Below are 23,827 nucleotides of genomic sequence, written 5' to 3' on the forward strand. Positions count from 1 at the left end.
GATCTTCTCGCGTCTATCGCGTCTATCTTTTCGCGCCAGCGCTGGAACTCAGGCGGCGAAGGTGTCGCCGAGCTGCTGCTTGATCTTCTTCATGGCGTTCTTCTCGAGCTGACGAATACGCTCGGCGGAAACGCCGTACACATCGGCCAGCTCATGCAGCGTGGACTTGGATTCGGAAAGCCAGCGACGCTTCAGGATATCCTGCGAACGCTCATCGAGCTCACCCAACGCCGACTGCAAGCGATGTGAGGAATCCTCTTCCCAGTCCGCGGCTTCGAGCTGCGCGGCAGGATCGTAACGCTCATCGTCGAGGTAATGGACCGGCGCCTGATAGCCCTGATCTTCGTCTTCAGAGGGCGAGGCGTCGTAGCCAGCATCGAACGACGAGAGACGGCCTTCCATCTCGCGCACGACCTGCGGCTTGACGTCGAGATCCTTGGCAATGGCATCGACTTCATCGTTGTTGAGCCACGCCAAGCGCTTCTTGGCACCCCGCAGATTGAAGAACAATTTACGTTGGGCCTTGGTGGTAGCAATCTTCACGATGCGCCAGTTGCGCAGCACGTATTCGTGAATTTCGGCCTTGATCCAGTGCACGGCGAACGATACCAGGCGTACTCCCTGATTCGGATCGAAACGCTTCACGGCCTTCATCAAGCCGACGTTGCCTTCCTGAATCAAATCGGCCTGAGGCAGACCGTAGCCGGAATAGCTGCGTGCGATGTGCACCACGAAACGCAGGTGCGACATGACCAGGCGCCGCGCCGCTTCGAGATCCCCCTGTTCGTACAGGCGGAAGCCCAACTCTCTCTCCTCGTCGGAAGAAAGCACAGCAATGCGATTGACGGCCTGAATGTAACCATTCAGGTCATGACCGGGAGAAAGATGACCCACGGGCTGAAGACTGTTGCTCATGCAGATGTCTCCATCGGTTGTTCACCCTGCGTGCGTGGCGTATCCAGCATCCACGGCTGCACGGCGAAGGAATCATGTGCCTGATAGCACGCATGACCCATTAGAAGGCTAACTTGAACGAAAGTTCAATACATGCCATCAGGCTTGTCAAGCCTAGCGGGGTTTAATGTCGGCAAGATGACGGCCGACGGCTAACCAAGCACCCAGCCAGCCAAGCAGTGTACTACAAAAACATAGCAAAACCGATCCCCCGAAGCCTAATCGCGGCAACGTGAAGTGCGCCCCGTAACTCTCGGCCAAGGCGGTGACCGGCGCCGACAACCAGTGCCCACCCAGGACCAGCAATACGATCGCCAGCACGCCGCCACCCAGGCCGTACCAGGCGCCGCTATACAGGAACGGGCGGCGCACGAACGCATGGGTGGCTCCGATCAACGTCACCACCTCGATCTCCTGACGACGGCTCTCTACCGCCAGGCGAATGGTATTGCCAACCACCAGCAGCACGCCCAACCCGAACAACCCCGCCAGCGCCAGCGCCAAACGCTGCCCCAATTCAGCCAGCCGCCGCAGGCGCTCCAGCCAAGCGAGGTCGACACGCGCCTCGTCGACGCCATCGACCGCTTCGAGATTGCTCGCCAGCACACGCACCGAATCGGGATCGGTATCGGCCGGGGTCACCACCACCGCTGCGGGCAGCGGATTGTCTTCCAGCGAGGCCAGTGCATCCTCGAGTCCTACGCCTTGCTGGAATTCGGCAAGACCTTCGGCGGCCGTCACCAGCCGCGCCCCCGCCACGGGCGTCTGATCGCGCAGTCGTGCAGCGACATCCATCGCCGCGCGCTCATCGAGGCGCGTATCGAGATAGACGGTCACGGTCGCGCTTTCATCGAGCTCGGCATCCAGCAATCGCGCGCTATCCAGCGCCAGCCACAGCCCGCTGGGCAACACTAGAGCGATGGCGATCGCCAACATGGTCAACAGGCTGCTCAGCGGGCGTTTGGCGAGCCGCTGGGCACTATCGAGCCACATCGCGCGATGATGACGCAGCCAGGCCCGCGTGCGACTTTCCAGACCTACCTGCGAGGCTCGGGCGCCACGCCGCGCGGGGCGTTGGCTTTCAGAAGACGTCGTGCGTCGGGTCATGCCGCCTCCTCGTCGCCGACCAGCCGCCCCTCACGCAGGCGCAAAACCCGGTGCCGCAGGCGCGTGATCAGGGCCAGATCGTGACTGGCGACCATCACCGTGGTGCCGATGCGGTTGAAGTCCTCGAACAATCGCATGATATCGGTGGAGAGCTGCGGATCGAGGTTGCCAGTGGGCTCGTCGGCGAGTAGCAACGATGGCTTGTTGACCACCGCCCGCGCGATGCCGATGCGTTGGCGCTCACCGCTCGAGAGTTCGATGGGCAGCGCCGTTTCACGGTACAGCAGACCGACCTTGTCCAGTGCAGCCCGCACACGACGCGCTGCCTCGCGGGGTTCCACGCCCTGAATCTCCAACGGCAACGCCACATTGGCGAAGACGCTGCGATCGAACAGCAACTGGTGATCCTGGAAGACCACCCCGATCTGGCGGCGATAGTAAGGAATCTGGCTGAGATGAAAGCGATCGAGGTCGTGGCCGGCCACTAGTACGCGACCACGCGAGGGCTTTTCCAGTCGCATGATCAAGCGCAGCAACGAACTCTTGCCGGCCCCCGAGTGCCCGGTGAGGAACAACATTTCGCCCCGCCCCACCCGGAAGTTGATATCGGCGAGGGCTTCGGAGCGCCCGCCGTAACGTTTACCGACATGCTCGAAGACGATCATACCGCTACGCGTCTCCGCCCGTGTCGCGCTCGAACAGCGCAGAGACGAAATCCTCGGCGGCGAACGGTCGCAAGTCATCGAGGGTCTCACCCACACCGATGAAACGAATCGGCGTGCCCAACTGCTTGGCCAAGGCGAAGATGATACCGCCTTTGGCGGTGCCATCGAGCTTGGTCAAGGTGATGCCCGTCACCGGTACCGCCTCATTGAAGGTGGAGGCCTGGGACAGTGCGTTCTGTCCCGTTCCCGCATCCAGCACCAGCATCACCTCATGCGGCGCCTGCGCGTCGAGTTTGGCCATGACGCGGCGCACCTTCTTGAGCTCCTCCATCAAGTGGCTCTTGTTATGCAGCCGTCCCGCGGTATCGGCGATCAGCACGTCGACACCGCGCGCCTTGGCGGCGGAGAGCGCATCGTAGATGACCGAAGCGCTATCGGCGCCGGTGTGCTGCGCCACCACCGGCACCTGATTGCGGTCGCCCCATACTTTGAGCTGCTCCACCGCTGCCGCGCGGAAGGTGTCCCCCGCCGCCAGCATCACACTGCGCCCCTCGTTCTGGAAGCGCTGTGTCAGCTTGCCGATGGTGGTGGTCTTGCCGACGCCATTGACGCCCACCATCAGAATCACGAACGGCCCTTCGCCCTTGGGCGGCAACGCCAACGGCTGGGCGACCGGGTCGAGCAGATCCTGGAGCTCTTCCTGCAAGGCTGAGTAAAGCGCCTGCGGATCCTTCAATTCCTTGCGCGAGACGCGCTCGGTCAGACGGTCGATGATCTCGGTGGTCGCCTCGATACCCACATCCGCCATCAGCAGTTGGGTCTCGAGATCCTCCATTAATTCATCGTCGATCTGCTTCTTGCCTAGAAACAGACCCGCCAGCCCTTCGGTGAAATTGGCGCGCGTCTTGCCGAGGCCCGACTTGATGCGTGCGAACCAACTCTTCTTCTTGGGACGCTCACGGGGTTGCGCCACGCTGGCCGGCTCGTCGACCTGCGTCGATGTATCCTCGGACGATGCCTCATCGGCATGCTTCTCATCTTCCTGATCGGGCTCGGGCTCGGGCTCGGGCTCGGGCTCGGGCTCGGGCTCGGCAATCGTCGCCTGCTCGGCGCTCGATGGGGAAGACGCCGACGTCGCCTCGGCATCGGGGGCGACGTCCTCGGCGAGTGCCTCGGCATTGGGGTCGAGCGGCCGGGCATCGCCCATGGCGCCGTCGCGGGGCGTGACCTCGGGGTCGTCCAAGGCTTCGCGCGCGGCCTGGGTTTCATACGGCTCGGGGACAATCTCGGTCGCGTCGCTCGAATCGGGATCGACCGTACCGACGGCGCGGCGCGCCTCATCGTCAGCCGACTCCTCGTGACCGGTGCCGCCCTCTTCGCTGTCGAGCGCCGCCGCGTCTTCTTGCGACTCCTCGACATCCTGGGCGGGAGACTCTTGCTTCTTCTTGCGCTTTAAAAAACCGAACATGAGCGTGATCTACGTCTACGCGGACGACGTGCGCCACGCTTCCCGCAACACGGCGAGAATGACGCCCGGCGTCCTGAAGTGTCTGAATCGCCACATCCTATCACTGTGCGGCGGGTGGCGGTACAATCCGCCCATCATGAATCGACGTCGTTCTCCCTCCGCCAAGCGCCCCGCCCGTGGCACGCGCCGCGACTCGCCGTCACGTGCGAGCGGGCGCTTGCGCCTCATCGGCGGCGACTACCGTCGTCGCCAGCTGCCCGTGCTCGAGCGGCCCGGCCTACGCCCCACGCCGGACCGCATCCGCGAAACGCTGTTCAACTGGCTGGCCTTCGAGCTCGCTGGCGCACACGTTCTGGACTTGTACGCCGGCACCGGCGCGCTAGGGCTGGAGGCCCTCTCTCGCGGTGCCGCTCAGGCCCTTTTCGTGGAGACCGACCCCGATGTCGCCGCCAGCCTGAGCGCCAATATCGCCACGCTGGACGCCAACGGCCATGTGCGGCGCCAAGCCGCCCTGGCATTTCTCGCCGGCCCCGTCACACCCTTCGATATCGTGTTCCTCGACCCCCCCTTTCGTCAGGGCCATGCCGTCGACGCCTGCCAAGCGCTGGAGGCACACGGTTGGCTAAGCGAGGAGGCGTCGATCTATCTGGAAATAGAGCACGAATGCGAGCCTCGGGTACCCGCCAACTGGCAACTGCATCGCGAGGTGCGCGCCGGCGATGGCATCGGGCGTCTTTATCGCCGCCACCGCGCTGCCTGACGCCCTGTCGGGGCCTGGAGACGCTTGTCGCGCGCGCGCCGCGCGCGTACGCTAGCCGCCAACGGCTCGGCAAGATTTACCCGTGCCACTCGCATCGCCCCATCCAATGTGTAGGAGAAGTCCATGAGCCTCGAACTCTTCAACCAGCTCGAGCAGAAGGTGCAGAACGCTGTCGAGACCATCGAGATGCTGAAAATGGAGGCGGAAGAGCTGCGCGAGGAGAACACGCGCCTCAAGCAGGAGCGTGACGAATGGGAGCGCCGTCTCAACGGACTGCTAGGCAAGTTCCAGGATATCGAAGACGACACCAGCGATAACTCGCAAAACCAGTAACCCCGAATCGATACGTCAAGGCAAGCGGCGCCGTCAGTCGCCCGCTCGCGCCTTGAGTGACATCGACATCAGGACCGCCGCTTCGCGTTTGCCTCCCCTCGTCTCGACGGGGGGATAGTAATCGCGCCGGCGCCCATCCTCGTCGAAACCGTATTGACGGTACAGCGCCAGGGCGGGTGCGTTGCTTTCGCGCACTTCCAGCAGTAAGCGCTCGGCACCGCCTTGCCGGGCGCTTGTCACGAGATGCGCGAGCAGCATGCCTGCTACGCCCTGACGGCGCGCGTGCGGTGCGACGGTGATCGCTTGCAGCTCGGCCTCGAAGGGCAGCCAAGCAAGCACCGCATGCCCCAGTAGTGTCGCGTCCCGCCACGCACCCCAGACTTCCAGGGTGTCGTCGGCGAGTGCCCGCGCGAGGGTCGCTCGCCTCCAGGGATGTGCCTGCCCCGCTTCCTCGAGCCCCGCCACGGCATCCAGATGTGCCACGGCGAGACGCTCAAGATGCATCGTCGTGTCCGGCCCAGGCCTCGCGCCACGCCGCAAGCTGCGGCCATAGCGCGCGCTTGGCGGCGGCGGATGACTTAAGCGCCGCCAGCGACGGCAGCGTCCAGCAAGGTAGGTCCAGGGTCTCGCTGCGGGCTTCTTCGAGAGCCAGCACTTCATTCAGAGAGGCATCCTCACCGAACACCACCAGACGTTCAGGCCGCCAGCCACGTCGTGCCTGGCCGGCGAGATAAGCACGCAGTCCGTCGCGCGCATCGTCCAGAGGCGCCGTCGTCATCGGCGCGTTATCGACGAGCGGCCATTGGAAGCTGCGGAACTCGAGCGCCACATCCACGCTGATACCGGCTGCGCGCAGCAGGTTGCCAAGCAGTTCATGCGACGCCCGGTCAGGCGCCTTCGCCTCGGGCACCAGCAGCAACCAGCGCCCTTCCAAGGCCGCGACTTGCAGGTCATAGCGCAGTGCCGCGTGCGCCTCGGTCTCCCCGACATCCGCGGTCGGCGCCGCTGGTTCAGCTTCGGCGGCAGGTGCCGGCACCGAGGGCGACGATGCGGGCGGCGCGTCGCCCAGCAACAAGGCCCGGGCATACGCACCGGTGGCCAACGTGTCGGTATCTCGCGATGGCGTCGCCCCCGGAGACGCCTCGTCCGAAGGGGGCGTCGACGGCACCTTCGCCGCATCGTCGAGCAATGCTTGCAAGCGCGCACCGTGACTGGTCGGTGCTTCAATCGGCGGCGCTTCCCATTCGCACGCAGGCGTAGGCAGCGCATTGGGCAGCCGATAACGGCTGGTCCAGGCACCAAGCCCCATCGCCTCGAGATATTGCAACCGCTGGACGTCGCCTACCATATTAGCCTGCGCCGCCGCCTCGACAATTGGGGGAGTCCGGACGCGCCGCAGCACGCTGGTGCCATTCCTCAGGCGTATAGAGGTGCAAGGCCAAGGCGTGCACCGGGCCGGAAAGCTCGTCGGCGAGCAACGCGTAGACCTGCTGATGGCGTTTGACCGGCATCAGGCCTGCGAAGCGCTCGGCGACCAACGTCACCTTGAAATGCGTTTCGGCGTCCGACGGTACATTATGCATGTGGCTTTCGTTCTCGACCGCCGCATGCTCGGGGTCGAGTGACTGCAGCTTCTCTTCGATACGTGCCTGAACACTCATGACACCTTCCTCCTCTGTCGGATACGCGTCATTGTAACGTTTCCCGCGGTGGGGAATAAGCATCGCTCACGCCTTGGCGCGCGCCAGCGGAATCCGCCACACGCTAAGTGTCAACGCCACCACCACACTGGCGCAGCCCAACCACAGCGCATACGACAGCGACCCCCAGGAAAGCGCCAGCATCAATCCCACGGAAGCGGTACCCAAGGCCTGGCCGAAGGTCCGTACCGACGCCAGCACGCCTGAGGCATTGGCGCTGTAGGTCAACGCCACGCTGCCGATCATCTCGCGATTGTTAGGCGCCTGGAAAAGCCCATAGCCGACCCCGCATAGCACCGCCCGCCAAGCAATCGATACGGCGCCGGACTCGGCCGTCAGCGTCACCAGACTCAGCATCCCAAGCAGGAATATCGCCAGGCCGAGCGACGAGATCAGCGTCGGATTGAAGCGGTCGGCGAGCCGCCCCGAGAGCGGCCCCACCAGCATCAGTGCCAGCGGCCAGGGAGTGAACAGCAAGGCCGCCTCGAGCGGCGTCGCGCCCATCACCGTCTGAAACATGAACGGTAGCCCCACGAAGGTGATTCCCTGAGCGACGAAGGCCATCAACGAGATCATCGCGGCGATGCTAAAGCGCGTGGCACGAAACATGGGCAACGGTACCAAGGGCGCATTCGCACGCCGCTGGCGCCATACGAATAGCACCAGGCACAGCACGCTGAGCAGCAACGGCAACCAGGCACTCGTACCGCGCGCACCGTGGCCGATATGATCGAGCGAAAAGACGAAACCACTGAGCATCGAGGCCGACAGTAGAGCCCCCAGCCAATCGAACCCCTGGGCCTCGATGGTCTCGCTGGGCAGCGCGCGAACCCCCAGGATCAAGGCCAAAAGCCCCAGCGGCAGATTGATGGCGAACAGCCACGGCCAGCTCGCGAAATGCAGAATAATACCGCCCAGCGATGGGCCGAAGGCGATGCCAAAGGCCACCACCAGGGCCCCCATGCCGATAGCCGAGCCCAGCAGGCGCGCCGGGAAGATCAAGCGGTACATTGACGGGCCGATGCTCAACATCGCCGCAGCACCGATGCCTTGCAACATGCGCGATGCCACCAGCCACTCGAAACTACGCGACAACGCACAGCACAACGAGGCCAGCACGAACAACGCCAGCCCGCCCAAGTACAGGCGTCGCCGCCCAATGAGCCGGCTCAAGGCGGCAAACCCCAGCAACAGGGCCGCGCATACCAGTTGATAGACGTTGGTAATCCACACCGCACGCGACTCGCTCACCGCCAGCTCTTGCGCCAGAGTGGGCAACGCGATATTGACGATGCCGTTATCGAGCACCGACATCAACGTCCCCAGCACCATCACCAGCATCGCCAGACGGCGCTGGGGGCCAGGCAAGCCTTCATCGCCGGGACGTGTCACGAAAAGACGTCGCATCAGCATGCCGCCACGCCTTTGCCCCTCACCGACGCTCTTGTTCCGCGACACACCGGCGGCTCAATCGCCACCGCGTACCGATTCTCTACACCGCTCACCGAACGCGTCAGTCTTCGTCGGTTTCAAGCAGCAATCCATCGTCGATCTCGGAAATCTCGAGCGGCACTTCATCATCGAGATCCAAGGCCAGATAGCTGTGTTCGACGACGAGGAACTGTTCGAACAGCGCCCAGTCGAGCGGTTCCGGCCACTGGCGCGCGTCTTCTTCCCACGCACTCAGCTCGTTCTCGAGCAGATCGAGGTGGCGCTCGCGCACGTAGGCGGCCAGCACCTCGGGCGAGTCCATTTCCGGGATCAGATAGACGGTGCTTTCACGCTCGACATCGTCGAGGGTCAAATCGTCCTCACCGACGGTGGGCTCCAGCGAGTTGATCCAGTCAACGAACGCTTGGGTCGGCTTGACGCTCAGTGCGGAGCGATTGAGCAGCTTCATCGGTGTCACCTCTTTTGGGAACCGCTCGGGATCGGCGGAATTCGAACCGCAGCCATTATGGGCGCTCACCGCGCCCCTGACCAATAACGTCTAGCGAAAACAATTCACAGGATGGCAGACGCTCAACGTAGGTGAATGAGATCGAGACAATCTGCGAGCCTGTTCAAGCGCAAGGCGCACGGCACTCAGGCGCCCGAGCCTATGGGGTATAGGTGAGGCGCGCCGAGTACCGCGCAACGCCGCGATTGGAGGCGCAGCTATTGTATTCGGCGTTATTCCGGGCGCATCGCCGGGAACAACAACACATCACGAATCGACGGGCTATCGGTCAGCAGCATGACCAAGCGGTCGATACCGATGCCCTCGCCCGCCGTCGGCGGCAGGCCGTATTCCAATGCACGGACGTAATCGGCATCGTAATACATCGCCTCTAGATCGCCGGCGTCCTTCTCGGCCGCCTGCTCGGCGAAGCGCTCGGCCTGGTCTTCGGCATCGTTAAGCTCGGAGAAGCCGTTGGCGATCTCACGGCCGCCGACGAAGAACTCGAAGCGGTCGGTGACGTGAGGGTTGGTATCGTTGCGACGCGCCAACGGGCTGACCTCAGCCGGATACTCGGTGATGAACGTCGGCCGATCGAGCTTGTCTTCCGCAACAGCCTCGAAGATCTCGGTCTGCAGCTTGCCCAAGCCCCAGTTCGGCTTGACGGGGATCCTCAAACGCTCACAGGTCGCCTGAGCACCGTCGAAGGTATCGATGTCGCCTTCGCCGATGCCCTCGCCGTATTCCAGAATCGACTGGCGCAGGGTCAGCCGCTGGAACGGCTCGCCGAGTTCGTAGTTCGTGCCCTGATACTCGACCGTCGTCGTGCCCAGCACGTCGTGGGCGACGTCGCGAATCATCGCCTCGGTGAGATCGAGCAGGTCACGGTAATCGGCATAGGCCCAGTAGAACTCGAGCATGGTGAACTCGGGGTTATGACGCGTCGACAATCCTTCGTTACGGAAGTTGCGGTTGATCTCGAACACCCGCTCGAAGCCGCCCACCACCAGCCGCTTGAGATACAACTCCGGCGCAACGCGCAGGTACATGTCGATATCCAGCGCATTATGATGCGTGACGAACGGCCGTGCCGTGGCGCCACCGGGGATCTGCTGCAGCATCGGCGTTTCGACTTCCATGAAGCCGCGTTCGACCAAAAAGCGCCGAATGCCGCTGATCACTCGAGAACGCACCTCGAAGACGCGCCGCGACTCGGGGTTCATGATCAGGTCGACGTAGCGCTGGCGATAGCGCGCCTCGGTGTCGGTCAGGCCGTGGAACTTGTCGGGCAGGGGCCGCAGGCTCTTGGTCAGCAAGCGCGCCTCGCCCATCATCACGTACAGATCGCCCTTGCCGGATTTATGCACCGGCCCGCGCGCCGCGACGATATCGCCGATGTCCCAGCTCTTGACGTCCTCCAGCACCTCGGCGGGCAGGCCTTTCTTGTCGACATACAGTTGAATCTGGTCGGAAACGTCCTGGATGACGATGAACGGCCCGCGCTGGCGCATGATACGCCCGGCAACCGACGCCTGACGGTCAAGCGCTTCCAGCTCGGCCTTATCCTTATCGCCCAGTTCGGCCTGCAGTTCGGCCGCGAGACTGTCGCGACGAAAGTCGCTAGGAAAGGCGCTACCGCCCTCTTCTGCGGCTTGGGCGCGACGTGCCGCCAACTTGGCACGGCGTTCCGCAATCAGATGATTCTCGTCGTGTTGAGAGGAGTCTTGGTTGGCCATGTCGTTACCTGTAAAGAATAAAAGAAAGCTGGAAGCTAGAAGCTAGAAGCCAAGATCAAACTACCACTCCACAACCACTCCACGGCTTTTGAAGTGTGACTTTTGATCTTTCTTCCCTCTTACAGCTTCCAGGCACGAAGTGCCGCTCTTCAGGCTTTCTTAAAGCCCTTGTTTCAGGCTCGCCTCGATGAACTGATCCAGATCGCCATCGAGCACTTTCTCGCAGTTGCTGGACTGCACGCCGGTGCGCAAGTCCTTGATGCGCTGGTCATCGAGCACATAGGAGCGGATCTGACTGCCCCAGCCGATATCCGATTTGTTGTCCTCGGCTTCCTGTTTGGCGGCGTTGCGCTTATCCATTTCCAGCTCCCACAACTTCGCCCTGAGCTGCTTCATGGCGAAGTCGCGGTTGGCGTGCTGGCTGCGCTGGCCTTGGCATGCCACCACGATCCCCGTGGGCTCGTGGGTGATACGCACCGCCGAGTCGGTGGTGTTGACGTGCTGGCCGCCCGCACCGCTGGAACGATAGGTATCGACGCGCAGATCGGACGGATTGACCTCGATCTCGAAGTTGTCGTCGATTTCCGGCGATAGAAACACCGAGGCGAACGAGGTATGCCGACGCCCCCCCGAGTCGAACGGGCTCTTGCGCACCAGGCGATGCACACCGGTCTCGGTGCGCAGCCAGCCGAAAGCGTAATCGCCTTGAATGTGCAAGGTCGCCGACTTGATGCCCGCCACATCGCCGCTGGACAACTCGATGATATCGGTCTTGAAGCCGTGATGTTCGCACCAGCGCAAGTACATGCGCAGCAAGATGTTGGCCCAATCCTGCGCCTCGGTGCCGCCAGACCCGGCCTGGATATCGAGATAGGCGTTGTTGGCGTCCATCTCACCGGAAAACATACGCCGGAACTCGAGCTTGGTGAGCTGTGACTCGAGTTTTTCGAGTTCACTCCGCACTTCATCGACGGTGGCGTCGTCTTCCTCCATCACCGCCAGCTCGAGCAGTTCCTGATGATCCATCAGGCCTCGGTCCAGCGCGTCGAAGGTTTCGACGACCGCCTCCAGAGTGGCACGCTCCTTACCCAGCTTCTGCGCGTAGTCCGGATCGCTCCACACATCCGGGTTTTCCAGCTCGCGGGTGACTTCCTCTAGCCGTTCTTTCTTTGCGGCATAGTCAAAGATACCCCCTCAGGACGTCTGTCCGTTCGGACAGGTCCTTGATGAGGTGGTTGATCGGGTTGATCTCTTGCATGGGAATCCTTTTCAGGCGCGCTGATTCGCACCGCAGCGGCGTGTTTGCCGGTACACAGTGAAGAAAAGAGACACATTGTAGCCAATGCACCCGCGAGCGGCTATCCCATGCCGCGCTTCGCGGCATTCGTAAGCGCTCTATCGAATATATGAAAAAGCATATACGAAATTTGCAATAGACACGTTTCATCAGACGGGGAGATGGTAATCCCACGATGTGGCGCCTTTTACGGCATCCGGTACAACAACAAACGGAACAGACAATATGCTTCGACACTCGCATACTCTACTCGGCGCCATGGCGCTGTCTTCTCTGGCTCTGGCAACACCGGCCCAGGCCGAGACCCTCAACATCGGCGTCATGGGCGAACTAGCGTCCTTCGATACCTCACAGGTCTCCGGTGGCGTCTGGGAATCCCAAGTTCTGATGGACGTCTACGAAGGCTTGCTAAAGGAAAACCCCAAAGGCGAGGTCATCCCCGGCATGGCCACTGACTGGGAGATTTCCGAGGACGGCAAGACTTACACTTTCCACCTGCGTAAAGATGCCAAGTGGTCCGACGGTGAGCCGGTCACCGCAGAGGATTTCGTGTTCGGCTGGCAACACCTTCTCGATCCGGCCAGCGCCTCGAAATATGCTTACCTGCTCTACCCGATCAAGAACGCCGAAGCCGTCAATACCGGCGATAAATCGCTCGATGCCTTGGGTGTGGCATCACTCGACGATGGCAAGACCCTCAAGGTGACTCTCAATTCACCGACCCCCTTCTTTCTCCAGCTACTGACCCACTACACCGCCTACCCCGTGCCCAAGCATGCCGTCGACGAATACGGCAAAAAATGGGTCAAGATGGGCAACATCGTCACCAACGGCGCTTTCACGCCAGCGGACTGGGTCTCGCAATCGCGTATCAGCGTCGATAAAAATCCTGAGTATTACGATGCCGATGAGGTCAGCCTCGACGGTATCAACTATTTCAATACCGAGGATCGCAACGCTGCCATCTCGCGCTTTCGTGCGGGTGAGCTGGATATCATCCGCGATTACCCTTCGAGTCGCTACCATTGGCTCGAAGAGAACCTGCCAAAAGCCACGCATCTGAGCCCGATGCTGGGGTCCTACTACTACGTGCTCAACACTCGCGAAGGCCGACCGACCGCCGACAAGCGTGTCCGTGAGGCGTTGAACCTGGTCGCACGTCGTAAGGTACTCTCCGAGCAAATCATGGCCGGCAGCTTCAAGGACGCCTATTCGTTAGTCCCCCCGGGCACCAGCCACTACGACGTACAGCACATGGACGGCGTCGAGGGTGACTACGCCAAACGCTTGGCCAAGGCCAAGCAACTAATCAAGGAAGCCGGCTACGGCCCTGACCATCCGCTGCAACTGAAGCTGCGCTACAACACATCCGACGAGCACAAGAAGATTGCCATCGCCATGGCGGCGATGTGGAAGCCGCTGGGTGTCGAGGTCGAAATGACCAACGCCGAAGCCACCGTGCACTACCAGACCATTCAAGAAGGTGACTTCGATGTCGCCCGCGCCGGCTGGATAGCCGACTACAACGATGCCGAAAACTTCCTGACGCTACTGCGCGGCGGTGTCGGCAACAACTACGGCGACTACGACAACGCCGAGTACGACAAGCTGCTCGACCAGGCCGCCAGCACTCAAGACCTCGACAAGCGCGAGGCGCTTCTCGAAAAGGCCGAGAATGTCGCTCTCGATGACTATGCCTTGGTCCCGTTGCTCTACTACGTGACACGCAACCTGGTAAATCCCGAGATCACTGGTTGGCAGGACAATGCCGAGGATGACCACCCCTCACGCTGGGTGAAGTTCTCTGAGTAACTGCCCTTCCCTATGACGAATTCGCCGTCCCATCTCGGGGCGGCATGCGGAATGCCTCATGCTGACCTACACCCTGAAGCGCCTGCTCATGGCGGTTCCTACCCTGCTGATCGTGATCACGATCTCGTTTTTCCTGATGCGCGTGGCACCGGGAGGGCCGTTCGATGGCGAGCGCCAATTGCCCCCGGAAATCGAAGCCAACCTTAAGGCGGCGTACCACCTTGACGAGCCATTGCCCCAGCAATACCTGCGCTACATGGGCAATTTGTTGCAGGGCGATTTCGGGCCATCGTTCAAATACAAGGATTTCTCGGTCACCGAGCTGATCGCCCAGGGCTTTCCGGTGAGCCTCGAGATCGGCGGCCTGGCAATTCTTCTCGCACTTTTGATCGGACTCCCGCTGGGCACTATCGCTGCCCTACGACGCAACACGATGATCGATTATACGGTCATGGGGACGGCACTGGCGGGTATCGCAGTGCCCAACTTCGTGATCGCGCCGATCCTGGCGCTGGTATTCGGCGTCCTGCTCGCCTGGCTCCCGGCCGGTGGCTGGAACGGCGGCGCCCTGCCCAACCTGGTATTGCCGGTGATCGCGCTGTCGATTCAGCAGATCGCCTACATCGCACGCATGATGCGCGCCAGCATGATCGAGGTCCTCGGCAGCCATTACATTCGCACGGCGCGTGCCAAAGGACTTTCCGAGCGTCAGGTGATCTGGCGCCACGCCATCCGCCCCGCGCTGCTCCCCGTGACTTCCTACCTGGGTCCGGCGATCGCCGGGATCATCACCGGCTCGGTGGTGATCGAGCAGATTTTCGGTATCCCGGGCATCGGACGTTACTTCGTTCAGGCCGCGCTCAACCGCGACTACACCCTGGTGATGGGCACGGTGGTGTTCTATGGCGCACTGATCGTACTGATGAATCTGCTCGTCGATCTGCTCTATTCCGTTCTCGATCCGCAAATCCGCTATGACGACTGACCGGCGAGGAATGACCATGACTACCGAATCCACGTCCTACAGCGGCCACAATGTGTCGGGCGACGCTCCGGTCGCGGGCGAGAGCCTCGGCCGAGACGCCTGGCGACGTCTCAAACAGAACAAGGCAGCGATGGTCAGCCTGATCTTGCTGATCCTCATCAGCGCGGTGTGTGTGGTCGGCCCCTACCTGCTTCCATGGGGGTTGGCCGAAGTCGACTGGAACGCCTTCAGCGCCGCGCCGAGCCTCGAGAGCAACCACTTCCTGGGTACCGATGCCAACGGTCGCGACCTCCTGACCCGTACGCTCTATGGCGGTCGCGTGTCGCTTTCGGTGGCTTTGGTGGCCACCTTCGTCAGCCTGGTCATCGGGGTACTTTACGGGGCCATCTCCGGCTATGTCGGCGGGCGACTGGACAGCCTCATGATGCGCTTCGTCGACATCATGTACTCACTGCCATTCATGTTCCTGGTCATCCTTTTGATGGTGGTCTTCGGGCGCAATATCTTCCTGATCTACGCCGCCATCGGCGCGGTCGAATGGCTCGATATGGCGCGCATCGTGCGCGGCCAGACGCTGGCCCTCAAGCAGCGCGAGTTCATCGAAGCCGCCCACGCCTTGGGGGTCCGCGATCGCAAGATCGTCACCCGCCACCTGATCCCCAACGCCATTGGTCCGGTGATCATCTACGTCACGTTGACCGTGCCCAAGGTCATCCTGCTCGAGAGCTTCCTGTCTTTTCTCGGCCTCGGCGTGCAGGAGCCGCTGACCAGTTGGGGCGTATTGATTTCCGAAGGCACCGACATGATGCAGAGCGCGCCGTGGCTGCTGCTGGTGCCGTCGCTGTTCCTCGCCGTGACTCTGTTCTGTCTCAACTTCCTGGGCGACGGACTGCGCGACGCCCTCGACCCGAAAACACGCTGAGGTGACCGTGGCTGACAATCTGCTTGAAATCGACAACTTGAGTGTCGACTTCCAACTGCCCACTGGGACCGTCTCGGCGGTCAAGGGAGTGAGCTTTTCCATCCAACCCGGCGAGACGCTGGCGCTGGTCGGCGAATCGGGCTCCGGCAAGTCGGTGTCATCGACCGCCGCGATGCGTCTCTTGCCTGAGTTGGCCCAAACGTCTGGCGCCATCCGCTTCAAGGGCGAGGATCTTTTGAGCGTCACACCCAAGCGCATGCGCCGCATCCGAGGCAACGCCATTTCGATGATCTTTCAGGAACCGATGACCTCGCTCAATCCCTTGCAGCGCATCGAAACACAGATCGCCGAGGTGCTGGAAAAGCACCTCGGCCTCAATAGACGTCAGGCGCGCCCCAAGGTCATCGAATTGCTCGAGCAAGTGGGTATCCCCGAGCCGTCTAGACGCATCGGCAGTTATCCCTACGAGCTCTCCGGCGGCCAGCGCCAGCGGGTAATGATCGCCATGGCACTGGCCTGCGAGCCCAAGCTTTTGATCGCCGACGAACCCACCACCGCACTCGACGTCACCGTCCAGGCGCAGATTCTGGCGCTGCTCAAGGATCTTCAGTCGCGCTACGGCATGGCGATTCTGTTCATCACCCACGACTTGGGCATCGTGCGCCACTTCGCCGACCGGGTATGCGTGATGCGCCACGGTGAGCTCGTCGAATCTGGCACCACCGGTGAGGTATTCGACAGTCCACAGCATGACTACACACGCATGCTGATCGATGCCGACCCACGCGGTCGCAAAGCCCCCGTCGATACGACAATGCCAATGCTCCTGGAGGCAAAAGACGTGCGCGTACGCTTCGCGCTCAAGAAGCGCCTGCTCCGTGCCAGCGAGTACTTCGAGGCGGTCCGTGGCATCGACCTGAGCATCCGTCGCGGCCAGACCGTGGGCATCGTCGGTGAATCCGGCTCGGGCAAGTCGACACTTGGCCGGGCGCTGTTGCGACTGCTCAAGAGCCGCGGCGAGATTCGCTTCGACGGCAGCGATATCGCCACGCTCGATACTGGCAGCATGCGCCCCCTGCGCTCGCGTATGCAGGTAGTCTTTCAAGACCCCTTCGGCTCGCTGTCGCCGCGTATGACCGTCGGCGAGGTGATCAGCGAAGGCCTGCGCGTTCACCACCCCGAGCTCAATCGCCGCCAACGCGAGGCGCGAGTGATCGCCGCGCTCGAAGAAGTCGCACTGGACCCGGCGATGCGCAATCGCTACCCGCATGAATTCTCCGGTGGTCAGCGCCAGCGCATTGCCATCGCCCGGGCGCTGGTACTCAAGCCGGAATTTCTGCTGCTCGACGAACCCACCTCGGCGCTCGACCGCTCGGTGCAGGTCACGGTAATCGACCTATTGCGCGACCTGCAGCAAAAGCATGACCTGACCTACCTGTTCATCAGTCACGATCTCGCGGTTGTGCGTGCGCTGGCCGATACCGTACTGGTGATGAAAGAGGGTGAAGTCGTCGAACAGGGCACTACCGAGGAGATCTTCGCCAATCCGCGCGAACGCTATACCCAGGAACTGATGAGAGCCGCCTTCGTCGAAGACGCCGCTTGACCCTGACCTCCCCCGCCCTCGTAAAGTCCGCTGCAAACGTCATGCGTTTGCAGCGACGGCAATAAATGCGACCGCCTTAACACATGCTAAATACACGCTCTTAACTGTGGCGTAGCCTCAGCGCGTTCGCCTAGCCAACCTGGCGAGCTACAAAGACATACACGGCTGTGTTTGTCGGTGCCAGGCTCTCCGACTACGTTTACACGGGGGATGGCAGCAATACCGTTCTCAGCAGACTAATGGAGGAGTTTGCAATGAAAGAGACTCAAGACCTGTTCCCGACGCGCCTGGAACGCAAGCTGGGGATGTTCGAACGCATCGACCCGGTGGTGCATAGCGAAGGCGAGCAACGCAAGGGACCGCTCAGCGAAGCCGAGCTCGACGAATTCGAACGCAAAGGCTTTCTCTCCTTCGAAGGATTCTTCGATGAAGACGAAATGGCCGCGTTCCTCGAGGAGTTGGGCGACTACGAGAATGACGATGACCTCAAGCTCTCGGAAGGTACTATCCTCGAGCCCAGCAAGCAGGAAATTCGTTCGATCTTCGGCATCCATGAGGTATCCGAGCGGTTCAGCCGCCTGACGCGCGATCCGCGCCTACTGGCAATGGTCCAGCAGATCCTGGGTGGCGATGCCTATATTCATCAGTCGCGGATCAACTACAAGCCCGGCTTCAAGGGTAAGGGCTTCGACTGGCATTCCGATTTCGAGACTTGGCACAGCGAAGATGGCATGCCACGCATGCGCTCAGTGAGCTGTTCGATCATTCTCACCGAAAACGGTGAATTCAATGGCCCACTGATGCTGGTGCCTGGCTCACATAATTACTTCGTTCCCTGCGTGGGCCGCACGCCGGAGAACAACTATAAAGAGTCGCTGAAGAGTCAGGAAATCGGCGTACCGGACGATGCCAGCCTGCGCGACCTGATGGTCAAAGGCGATATCGAGGCGCCCAAGGGGCCTGTCGGCTCGCTGGTGATGTTCGAGTGCAACACCCTGCATGGTTCGAACATCAACATGTCGTGCTGGCCACGCAGCAACCTGTTCTTCGTCTACAACAGTGTCGAGAACACGCTGCATGACCCGTACTGCGGCAACCGCCCTCGGCCCGAGTTCCTGGCCAATCGCAAGGACTGGAGCCCCCTGAAACCTGCCAAATAAGGCATCGTCAGGGAAAGTGGTAAAACGACGAACCCCGGCATATTGCCGGGGTTCGTCGTCATGCATCCCAATCGCGCGGAACGCGGCTCAGAAGCGATAATCCATCGACAGCGCGAACACATCGGCCTCGACTTCATAGGTCCCGGACAGGTTGCCGCGGCTGGCATTCTCGTTGGTCGGCGTGGCGTTCTGATCAATATCGCCATCGTCGCCGAAGACGTGCATGTAGCCCGCCGTCACGCCCAGGCTCGAGGTCGGCATCCAGGTCGCCCCGAGCGTCGCCCAGCGGCGGTCGGCATCGGGCACACGCGGCGTGCGGTGCTCGCTGTCCGGCACCGGCGATTCGTCGACACCCAGGCCGGCGCGCAGCAGCCACTGCCGATTGAGCTGATAGTTAGCCCCCACCGAGAAAGCCCAGGTATCGTCCCAGTTCTCGGTCGTGGTGCTCTGGCCGCCATTATCGAAATCGACGGTCAGTTCCTTGAAACTGCTCCACTCCGTCCACTCGGCATTGGCCATCAAGGCGAGCCGATCGGTCAACTGATGATAGATCCCCAGGTTGAGGTTAGCCGGCGTGGTGATATCCGCCTTGCCGCCGCCGTCCTGCAACTGACCGGTGGCCTGTGCCCCGGCCAATACCGCCTGCCCCGCGGGGCTGTCGGAACTGTAATCGACATCACCGTCCAGCGTCAGCTCGACCTCCGAGCGGTAGCTGATGCCCAGACGGGTGCGCTCGGTGGCCTGGAACAGCGCCCCAAGAGTGTAGCCGTATCCCCAGTCGTCACCGGTCACCTCGGCCATGCCATCGGCATTGCCGATCGCCGAGGGAGGCAACTGACCCGCACCGGCCCCCACCGCGCCCAGATCGATGGCGTTGGAGAGCGTGGCATCGGCATACTGAGCACGCAGCCCCACCGCCAAGTTAAGGCGATCAGTGGCGCGATAATTCAGTGTCGGCTGGATATCGATGGTCTCGAGCTCGGTTTCGACGGCGTGATAGCGGCCGATCCACTCCTTGTCATACTTCGTCGAGAGGCCATAGGGTGCGGAGATCGCAAGCCCCAAATCGAAACGTTCATTCAGGCGCGTCTTGAAGGCGAAACTGGGCACCCAGGCCTCCTCGCCACCCTCGTTATCGCCGCTCCCCATATAACCAGCTCCGCTGACGGAACTCGCCGACGCGTCGGTCAACTCGAAGCCGGCATCGATGTAGGAAATACCGCCGGACACCTGAGTGCCCTCGACATTACCGATGGCTGCCGGGTTAAAGGTCATGTAGCTGACATCCTCGGCGCCGGCCGCCGCACCTGCCATGGCGTTACCCAATGCCTTGGCGCTCTGTTCACGAACCTGAAAGCCCGACGCGGCGGCTTGACCGGTCGCCATCACGGCGGATGCCAGAGTCACAGCGAGTGTGAGCTTGTTGATCTTGTTATGCATGAAAACGTCCTCTTCTGCGGAGACGTGGAGGCGAAAATTGTCTTAGGTTTTTACCCTTGCCCGAATAGTGGCGTGCCTCTTCGTTTTGGCCGATGGGCGTTTTCAAGTCAAGAGCAAACGTTTGTTTTAATCTCAGAAACGCTCATTCTTTAGTCTTATCAAGACTCCCGCATCTAATGTCTTTCAGGGCTGGGGGGATATTTATGTATTTATTTCAATATTTTAAATGAAGGTGTTGGAAATAGGCGATGACCGCCTTGACCTTTGTGTTACACAAAGGTTCTAGACTTCTCATATCACTCAGGAGGCTCCATGAAAGTCAGCGACTTGGCGCGTGCCGCTGGCGTTACCGGCGAAACGGTACGCCATTACACACGCGAGGGATTACTGCATCCGCAACGCGATCCCGACAACGGCTATCAACTCTATGATGCCGATGACCTCAATCGCCTGCGTTTCATACAGCGCGCACGCACGCTGGGGTTCAGTCTTCGCGAGGTGCGCGAGATTCTCGAACACGCCGACCATGGCGACTCTCCATGCCCCATGGTGCGCGACCTGCTGGCCGAACGCTTGCCGGAAATTCAGTCACGCATCCGTGAGTTGCAGGCCCTGGCAACGCGCATGGAAAACGCTCTGACCACCTGGAGAGACATGCCGGATGGCACGCCCGATGGCCATAGCTTGTGCCGGCTGATCGAGAGCCTGCCCATGGAAGAGCCTGTCCATGGAAAGTGACGACGGTTTCTCACGCCAGGCGCCATGAGCTCCCTCGAAGGAGAACGCAAGATGAGCACAACGGCTCCCCATTCTTTCACCGTGCCCGGCATGAACTGCCAGGGCTGCGTCAAACGCATGCGCGAGGCGATTCAGGCCGAGGACACGCAGGCCGAAGTCACCGGCGAGCCCGGTGAAAAGCATCTCAGTGTCGAATCGTCCCTGGACACGGCGCGCCTGAGCGCACTGCTCGAGCAAGCCGGTTATCCTCCGGCAACGCACCCACCGGAGACGACGACCAGTACCACTGACGACAGCGCATCAGCGACGAGCTCGAGCGGCGACCGGCATGACACCGAAGCAACGCGCGACGGGGGGCCAGTTCGCCTATCGTTGTCCGGCATGACTTGCGCCGGCTGCGTCAACACCATCACCCAGGCCTTGAATGCCACGCCCGGCGTGCGCTCGGCCAGCGTCAACTTCGGCTCGCATACCGCCGAGATCTTCGGCGACGCGCGCCCCCAGCAACTCGTCGATGCCGTGGAAGCGGTCGGCTACGGCGCCGAGCCCATCGAGGATCTCGGCCAGGCCGCACGCACCCGTGAGCAAAACGAGGCGCACGAGTACCGCCAGCGGCTCCGCGACACCGCCTTAGGGCTCATCCCCGGGGTGCTGCTGATGGGCAGCATGCTGTTCCATCCTCCACAACTGAGCGGGCCGGAACGCTGGGTCTGGCTACTGATCGGCGTGGTTACGCTGGGCATCATGGCCACGGCGGGCAGGCGCTTCTTCATCAATGCCTGGAAAACCTTCCGTCATCACCAGGCCAACATGGATACCCTGATCGCCGTCGGCACCGGCACCGCCTGGCTCTATTCGATGACGGTAGTGCTGATCCCCGAGGCGATTCCAGTCGCCGCGCGCGGGCTCTATTTCGAAGCCTCAGTCATGATCATCGGCCTGATCAGCCTCGGCAATGCCATGGAGTTGCGTGCCCGGGGGCGCACGTCCCGGGCGCTCAATCGCCTACTCGACCTGCAGGCGCCCACCGCCCGCGTGATTCGCGACGGTAACGAACACGACGTACCACTTGAGGAGGTTGCCGTCGATGACTGGATTCGCGTGCGTCCCGGCGAGCGCCTGGCCGTGGACGGCCGCGTCGAGGAAGGTGACAGCCATGTCGATGAATCAATGCTGACCGGCGAGCCTCAACCCGTCGCCAAGCATCCCGGCGACGAGGTCAGCGCGGGAACGGTCAACGGCCGTGGCACGCTGGTCTATATCGCTACCCGTATCGGCGCCGACAGTCGCCTGGGGCGTATCGTCGAGCAAGTGGCCAGCGCCCAGAACTCGCGTCCTCCCATCGGTACGCTAGCCGACCGGATTTCCGCTATCTTCGTGCCTAGCGTGCTGATCATCGCCGTACTCACGGCGCTGGTCTGGTTCAATTTCGGCCCCGCGCCGCAGTTGGTCCACATGCTGGTCACCGCCACCACCGTACTGATCATCGCCTGCCCATGCGCCCTGGGGCTGGCAACACCGATGTCGACCATGATCGGCGTCGGCAAGGCCGCCGAGCACGGCATCCTGGTGCGCGACGGCGATGCGCTGCAGACCGCCAGCAAGCTGACCACGCTGGTCGTCGACAAGACCGGCACCCTGACCGAAGGTCGTCCGCGCGTGACCTCTGCCCAGTGGGCCACCGAGGATACCCACACCGCCTTGAGCTGGGTGGCGGCCCTCGAACGCGGCTCCGAGCATCCCCTCGCCGAGGCGCTCGGCGACTATGCCGACCAGCAGGGCGTCACGCAGACCGCGCTTCCCGAGCTGCGCGAGTTTCAAGCGCTCAGCGGGCGTGGCGTCATCGCCGTCACCGACACGGGGCAGTCGCTGCGACTCGGCAATGCCGCGCTGATGCGCGAAGGCGATGTCGAACTGGGTCAGGCCCAGAGGTGGGGCGCCGAGCTTGAAGACAAGGCGCAGACACCGCTCTACCTGGCCGCCGACGGGCAGGTGATGGGCGTCTTCGGTATCAGCGATCCGTTGCGCGAGGATAGCCGCGACGCCGTGGCGCGCTTACAGGCGGACGGCATCGAGGTGGTCATGCTGACCGGCGATAACGCCCATACCGCCCGTGCCGTGGCTCAGGCGCTGGGAATCGCGCGAGTCGAGGCCGAGCTATTGCCCGAGGACAAACGCGAAATCGTCGCGCAGTTGCAACGCGACGGCCATCTCGTCGGCATGACCGGCGACGGCATCAACGACGCCCCGGCCCTGGCGCAAGCCAACGTGGGCTTCGCCATCGGCCAGGGCACCGACGTGGCAATCGAATCGGCGGGTATCACGCTGATGCGCAACTCGCTCCACGGCGTGGCCGATGCCATCGAGATCAGCCGCGCCACTCTGCGTAACATCAAGCAGAACCTGTGGGGCGCCTTCGGCTACAACGGCTTGGGGATTCCCATCGCCGCCGGGGTCTTCTATCCGCTGACGGGGATGCTGCTCTCGCCCATCGTCGCTGCCGTCGCCATGTCGCTGTCCTCGGTCACCGTAGTCAGCAACGCCAACCGGTTGAGGCTGTTCAAATCCACGGCACGCCGTGCCAAAACGTCCGAGGAGGCTGCATGACGCTTCTCATCAATCTGATCGGGCTGGCATTGATCGTCGGCATCGCCTGGTGGTTCTGGCTATCGCCACGTTGAGATCATGGCAGCATGATGGCTATGCTGAGAGACATCGCGTCGCGGTAAATGGGGAGTGATATGCCACGCATTCAAGGCGTTCTCGAAACCGCCCTCTACGTCACCGACATGGCCCGCACCCGGGCCTTCTTCGAGAACGTGATGACACTGTCGGCCTTTACCGCCGACCATCGCTTCACCGCGTACGAGGCCGGGCCAGGCAGCGTGTTGCTGCTGTTTCAACAAGGCAGCACCGAAGAAACCGTGAACCTGCCGCACGGCATGGGCACCATACCGCCCCATGACGGTGCCGGACGCGTGCATCTGGCGCTGGCCATCGATCGCGATGAATTGGAAGACTGGGAAACCCAACTCGTCGCCCACGACATTCCCATCGAAGGCCGTACGCACTGGCCGAAAGGCGGTGAAAGCCTCTACTTCCGCGACCCCGACGGCCACCTGCTGGAATTGGCCACGCCCGGCGTCTGGCCGAATTACTAATCAAGCTGGAAGAGCGCCGCTGCGCGGCTGGAAGCGGGAAGATC

At 62.0% G+C, this 23,827-nt stretch carries 22 protein-coding genes; 10 read left to right on the forward strand and 12 right to left on the reverse strand.

The features are described 5' to 3' along the window. Positions 1–48: 48 nt before the first annotated feature. The 4 genes from rpoH to ftsY form a co-directional block, all read right to left on the reverse strand. Entirely contained in the window at positions 49–915 is an 867-nt protein-coding gene (gene rpoH / locus OP494_RS10615) for an RNA polymerase sigma factor RpoH (protein ID WP_178999154.1), read from the reverse strand. Positions 916–1,068: 153 nt separating this feature from the next. Then, a complete protein-coding gene (gene ftsX / locus OP494_RS10620) occupies positions 1,069–2,061 on the reverse strand; it encodes a permease-like cell division protein FtsX (RefSeq protein WP_280540702.1) in 993 nt (330 codons plus the stop codon). Continuing rightward, on the reverse strand, positions 2,058–2,726 hold the full coding sequence (ftsE, locus tag OP494_RS10625) for a cell division ATP-binding protein FtsE (protein ID WP_280540703.1): 669 nt from the start codon (positions 2,724–2,726) through the stop codon (positions 2,058–2,060). Before ftsE ends, ftsX begins: the two co-directional genes overlap by 4 nt. 4 nt (positions 2,727–2,730) lie before the next feature. After that, positions 2,731–4,194 (reverse strand): signal recognition particle-docking protein FtsY, encoded by a 1,464-nt coding sequence (gene ftsY / locus OP494_RS10630; protein ID WP_280540704.1) that lies wholly within the window; start codon positions 4,192–4,194, stop codon positions 2,731–2,733. 136 nt (positions 4,195–4,330) lie between these two features. Here ftsY and rsmD point away from each other — a divergent pair, with 136 nt between their 5' ends. Beyond that, positions 4,331–4,954, forward strand: a complete 624-nt coding sequence (rsmD, locus tag OP494_RS10635; RefSeq protein ID WP_280540705.1) for a 16S rRNA (guanine(966)-N(2))-methyltransferase RsmD — start codon at positions 4,331–4,333, stop codon at positions 4,952–4,954. A 123-nt stretch (positions 4,955–5,077) separates the two neighbouring features. Further along, positions 5,078–5,287 (forward strand): cell division protein ZapB, encoded by a 210-nt coding sequence (locus tag OP494_RS10640; protein WP_280540706.1) that lies wholly within the window; start codon positions 5,078–5,080, stop codon positions 5,285–5,287. Positions 5,288–5,320: 33 nt separating this feature from the next. Here the strand turns inward: OP494_RS10640 and rimI are convergent, their stop codons facing one another. The 7 genes from rimI to prfB all read right to left on the reverse strand — a co-directional run bounded on the left by rimI (position 5,321) and on the right by prfB (position 11,920). Further along, on the reverse strand, positions 5,321–5,791 hold the full coding sequence (gene rimI, locus OP494_RS10645) for a ribosomal protein S18-alanine N-acetyltransferase (RefSeq protein ID WP_280540707.1): 471 nt from the start codon (positions 5,789–5,791) through the stop codon (positions 5,321–5,323). Next, positions 5,781–6,635 (reverse strand): hypothetical protein, encoded by an 855-nt coding sequence (locus OP494_RS10650; RefSeq protein ID WP_280540709.1) that lies wholly within the window; start codon positions 6,633–6,635, stop codon positions 5,781–5,783. Before OP494_RS10650 ends, rimI begins: the two co-directional genes overlap by 11 nt. A gap of 1 nt (position 6,636) precedes the next feature. Beyond that, positions 6,637–6,948 carry a BolA/IbaG family iron-sulfur metabolism protein gene (locus tag OP494_RS10655; RefSeq protein WP_280540710.1) on the reverse strand — a complete coding sequence of 104 codons (312 nt, stop codon included), beginning with the start codon at positions 6,946–6,948 and terminating at the stop codon, positions 6,637–6,639. Positions 6,949–7,014: 66 nt separating this feature from the next. Further along, positions 7,015–8,400: an MFS transporter gene (locus OP494_RS10660; RefSeq protein ID WP_280540711.1), complete on the reverse strand. Its 1,386-nt coding sequence runs from the start codon at positions 8,398–8,400 to the stop codon at positions 7,015–7,017. Positions 8,401–8,500: 100 nt separating this feature from the next. Then, positions 8,501–8,887, reverse strand: a complete 387-nt coding sequence (locus OP494_RS10665; protein WP_178999148.1) for a hypothetical protein — start codon at positions 8,885–8,887, stop codon at positions 8,501–8,503. A gap of 272 nt (positions 8,888–9,159) precedes the next feature. Continuing rightward, positions 9,160–10,662: a lysine--tRNA ligase gene (gene lysS, locus OP494_RS10670; protein ID WP_280540712.1), complete on the reverse strand. Its 1,503-nt coding sequence runs from the start codon at positions 10,660–10,662 to the stop codon at positions 9,160–9,162. Between the two features lie 159 nt (positions 10,663–10,821). After that, a protein-coding gene (gene prfB / locus OP494_RS10675; protein ID WP_280540713.1) for a peptide chain release factor 2 occupies positions 10,822–11,920 on the reverse strand; the annotation gives its coding sequence in 2 pieces (ribosomal slippage) (positions 10,822–11,844 and positions 11,846–11,920; 1,098 coding nt in all). A gap of 264 nt (positions 11,921–12,184) precedes the next feature. On the opposite strand from prfB, the gene OP494_RS10680 reads away from it, so the two are divergent. From OP494_RS10680 to thpD, 5 genes are all read left to right on the forward strand, one after another. Then, positions 12,185–13,771: a peptide ABC transporter substrate-binding protein gene (locus OP494_RS10680; RefSeq protein WP_280540715.1), complete on the forward strand. Its 1,587-nt coding sequence runs from the start codon at positions 12,185–12,187 to the stop codon at positions 13,769–13,771. A 58-nt stretch (positions 13,772–13,829) separates the two neighbouring features. Continuing rightward, positions 13,830–14,756, forward strand: coding sequence for an oligopeptide ABC transporter permease OppB (oppB, locus tag OP494_RS10685; protein WP_280540716.1), 927 nt, complete (start codon positions 13,830–13,832; stop codon positions 14,754–14,756). Between the two features lie 16 nt (positions 14,757–14,772). Beyond that, the gene (locus tag OP494_RS10690; protein ID WP_280540717.1) at positions 14,773–15,678 is read left to right on the forward strand and encodes an ABC transporter permease subunit; all 906 of its coding nucleotides are present in this window, start codon (positions 14,773–14,775) and stop codon (positions 15,676–15,678) included. A gap of 7 nt (positions 15,679–15,685) precedes the next feature. Next, positions 15,686–17,284 (forward strand): ABC transporter ATP-binding protein, encoded by a 1,599-nt coding sequence (locus tag OP494_RS10695; RefSeq protein WP_280540718.1) that lies wholly within the window; start codon positions 15,686–15,688, stop codon positions 17,282–17,284. Positions 17,285–17,538: 254 nt separating this feature from the next. Beyond that, the gene (gene thpD, locus OP494_RS10700) at positions 17,539–18,444 is read left to right on the forward strand and encodes an ectoine hydroxylase (protein ID WP_280540719.1); all 906 of its coding nucleotides are present in this window, start codon (positions 17,539–17,541) and stop codon (positions 18,442–18,444) included. Positions 18,445–18,531: 87 nt separating this feature from the next. Here thpD and OP494_RS10705 read toward each other — a convergent pair whose 3' ends face one another. Further along, a complete protein-coding gene (locus tag OP494_RS10705) occupies positions 18,532–19,884 on the reverse strand; it encodes an outer membrane protein transport protein (protein ID WP_280540720.1) in 1,353 nt (450 codons plus the stop codon). A gap of 312 nt (positions 19,885–20,196) precedes the next feature. Here OP494_RS10705 and OP494_RS10710 point away from each other — a divergent pair, with 312 nt between their 5' ends. From OP494_RS10710 to OP494_RS10720, 3 genes are all read left to right on the forward strand, one after another. Next, positions 20,197–20,622, forward strand: coding sequence for a MerR family transcriptional regulator (locus tag OP494_RS10710; protein WP_280540722.1), 426 nt, complete (start codon positions 20,197–20,199; stop codon positions 20,620–20,622). A gap of 51 nt (positions 20,623–20,673) precedes the next feature. Further along, positions 20,674–23,229: a heavy metal translocating P-type ATPase gene (locus OP494_RS10715; RefSeq protein ID WP_280540723.1), complete on the forward strand. Its 2,556-nt coding sequence runs from the start codon at positions 20,674–20,676 to the stop codon at positions 23,227–23,229. 134 nt (positions 23,230–23,363) lie between these two features. After that, a complete protein-coding gene (locus OP494_RS10720; RefSeq protein ID WP_280540724.1) occupies positions 23,364–23,783 on the forward strand; it encodes a VOC family protein in 420 nt (139 codons plus the stop codon). Positions 23,784–23,827 lie beyond the last annotated feature (44 nt).

The sequence above is a fragment of the Chromohalobacter sp. 11-W genome, from assembly GCF_029889905.1.
Classification (GTDB): domain Bacteria; phylum Pseudomonadota; class Gammaproteobacteria; order Pseudomonadales; family Halomonadaceae; genus Chromohalobacter.

Excerpts from the sequence above, each read along its gene's own strand:
- rpoH (WP_178999154.1), bottom strand. The coding sequence starts at position 915 with ATGAGCAACAGTCTTCAGCCCGTGGGTCATCTTTCTCCCGGTCATGAC.
- ftsX (WP_280540702.1), bottom strand. The coding sequence starts at position 2,061 with ATGACCCGACGCACGACGTCTTCTGAAAGCCAACGCCCCGCGCGGCGT.
- ftsE (WP_280540703.1), bottom strand. The coding sequence starts at position 2,726 with ATGATCGTCTTCGAGCATGTCGGTAAACGTTACGGCGGGCGCTCCGAA.
- ftsY (WP_280540704.1), bottom strand. The coding sequence starts at position 4,194 with ATGTTCGGTTTTTTAAAGCGCAAGAAGAAGCAAGAGTCTCCCGCCCAG.
- rsmD (WP_280540705.1), top strand. The coding sequence starts at position 4,331 with ATGAATCGACGTCGTTCTCCCTCCGCCAAGCGCCCCGCCCGTGGCACG.
- OP494_RS10640 (WP_280540706.1), top strand. The coding sequence starts at position 5,078 with ATGAGCCTCGAACTCTTCAACCAGCTCGAGCAGAAGGTGCAGAACGCT.
- rimI (WP_280540707.1), bottom strand. The coding sequence starts at position 5,791 with ATGCATCTTGAGCGTCTCGCCGTGGCACATCTGGATGCCGTGGCGGGG.
- OP494_RS10650 (WP_280540709.1), bottom strand. The coding sequence starts at position 6,635 with ATGGTAGGCGACGTCCAGCGGTTGCAATATCTCGAGGCGATGGGGCTT.
- OP494_RS10655 (WP_280540710.1), bottom strand. The coding sequence starts at position 6,948 with ATGAGTGTTCAGGCACGTATCGAAGAGAAGCTGCAGTCACTCGACCCC.
- OP494_RS10660 (WP_280540711.1), bottom strand. The coding sequence starts at position 8,400 with ATGCTGATGCGACGTCTTTTCGTGACACGTCCCGGCGATGAAGGCTTG.
- OP494_RS10665 (WP_178999148.1), bottom strand. The coding sequence starts at position 8,887 with ATGAAGCTGCTCAATCGCTCCGCACTGAGCGTCAAGCCGACCCAAGCG.
- lysS (WP_280540712.1), bottom strand. The coding sequence starts at position 10,662 with ATGGCCAACCAAGACTCCTCTCAACACGACGAGAATCATCTGATTGCG.
- OP494_RS10680 (WP_280540715.1), top strand. The coding sequence starts at position 12,185 with ATGCTTCGACACTCGCATACTCTACTCGGCGCCATGGCGCTGTCTTCT.
- oppB (WP_280540716.1), top strand. The coding sequence starts at position 13,830 with ATGCTGACCTACACCCTGAAGCGCCTGCTCATGGCGGTTCCTACCCTG.
- OP494_RS10690 (WP_280540717.1), top strand. The coding sequence starts at position 14,773 with ATGACTACCGAATCCACGTCCTACAGCGGCCACAATGTGTCGGGCGAC.
- thpD (WP_280540719.1), top strand. The coding sequence starts at position 17,539 with ATGAAAGAGACTCAAGACCTGTTCCCGACGCGCCTGGAACGCAAGCTG.
- OP494_RS10705 (WP_280540720.1), bottom strand. The coding sequence starts at position 19,884 with ATGCATAACAAGATCAACAAGCTCACACTCGCTGTGACTCTGGCATCC.
- OP494_RS10710 (WP_280540722.1), top strand. The coding sequence starts at position 20,197 with ATGAAAGTCAGCGACTTGGCGCGTGCCGCTGGCGTTACCGGCGAAACG.
- OP494_RS10715 (WP_280540723.1), top strand. The coding sequence starts at position 20,674 with ATGAGCACAACGGCTCCCCATTCTTTCACCGTGCCCGGCATGAACTGC.
- OP494_RS10720 (WP_280540724.1), top strand. The coding sequence starts at position 23,364 with ATGCCACGCATTCAAGGCGTTCTCGAAACCGCCCTCTACGTCACCGAC.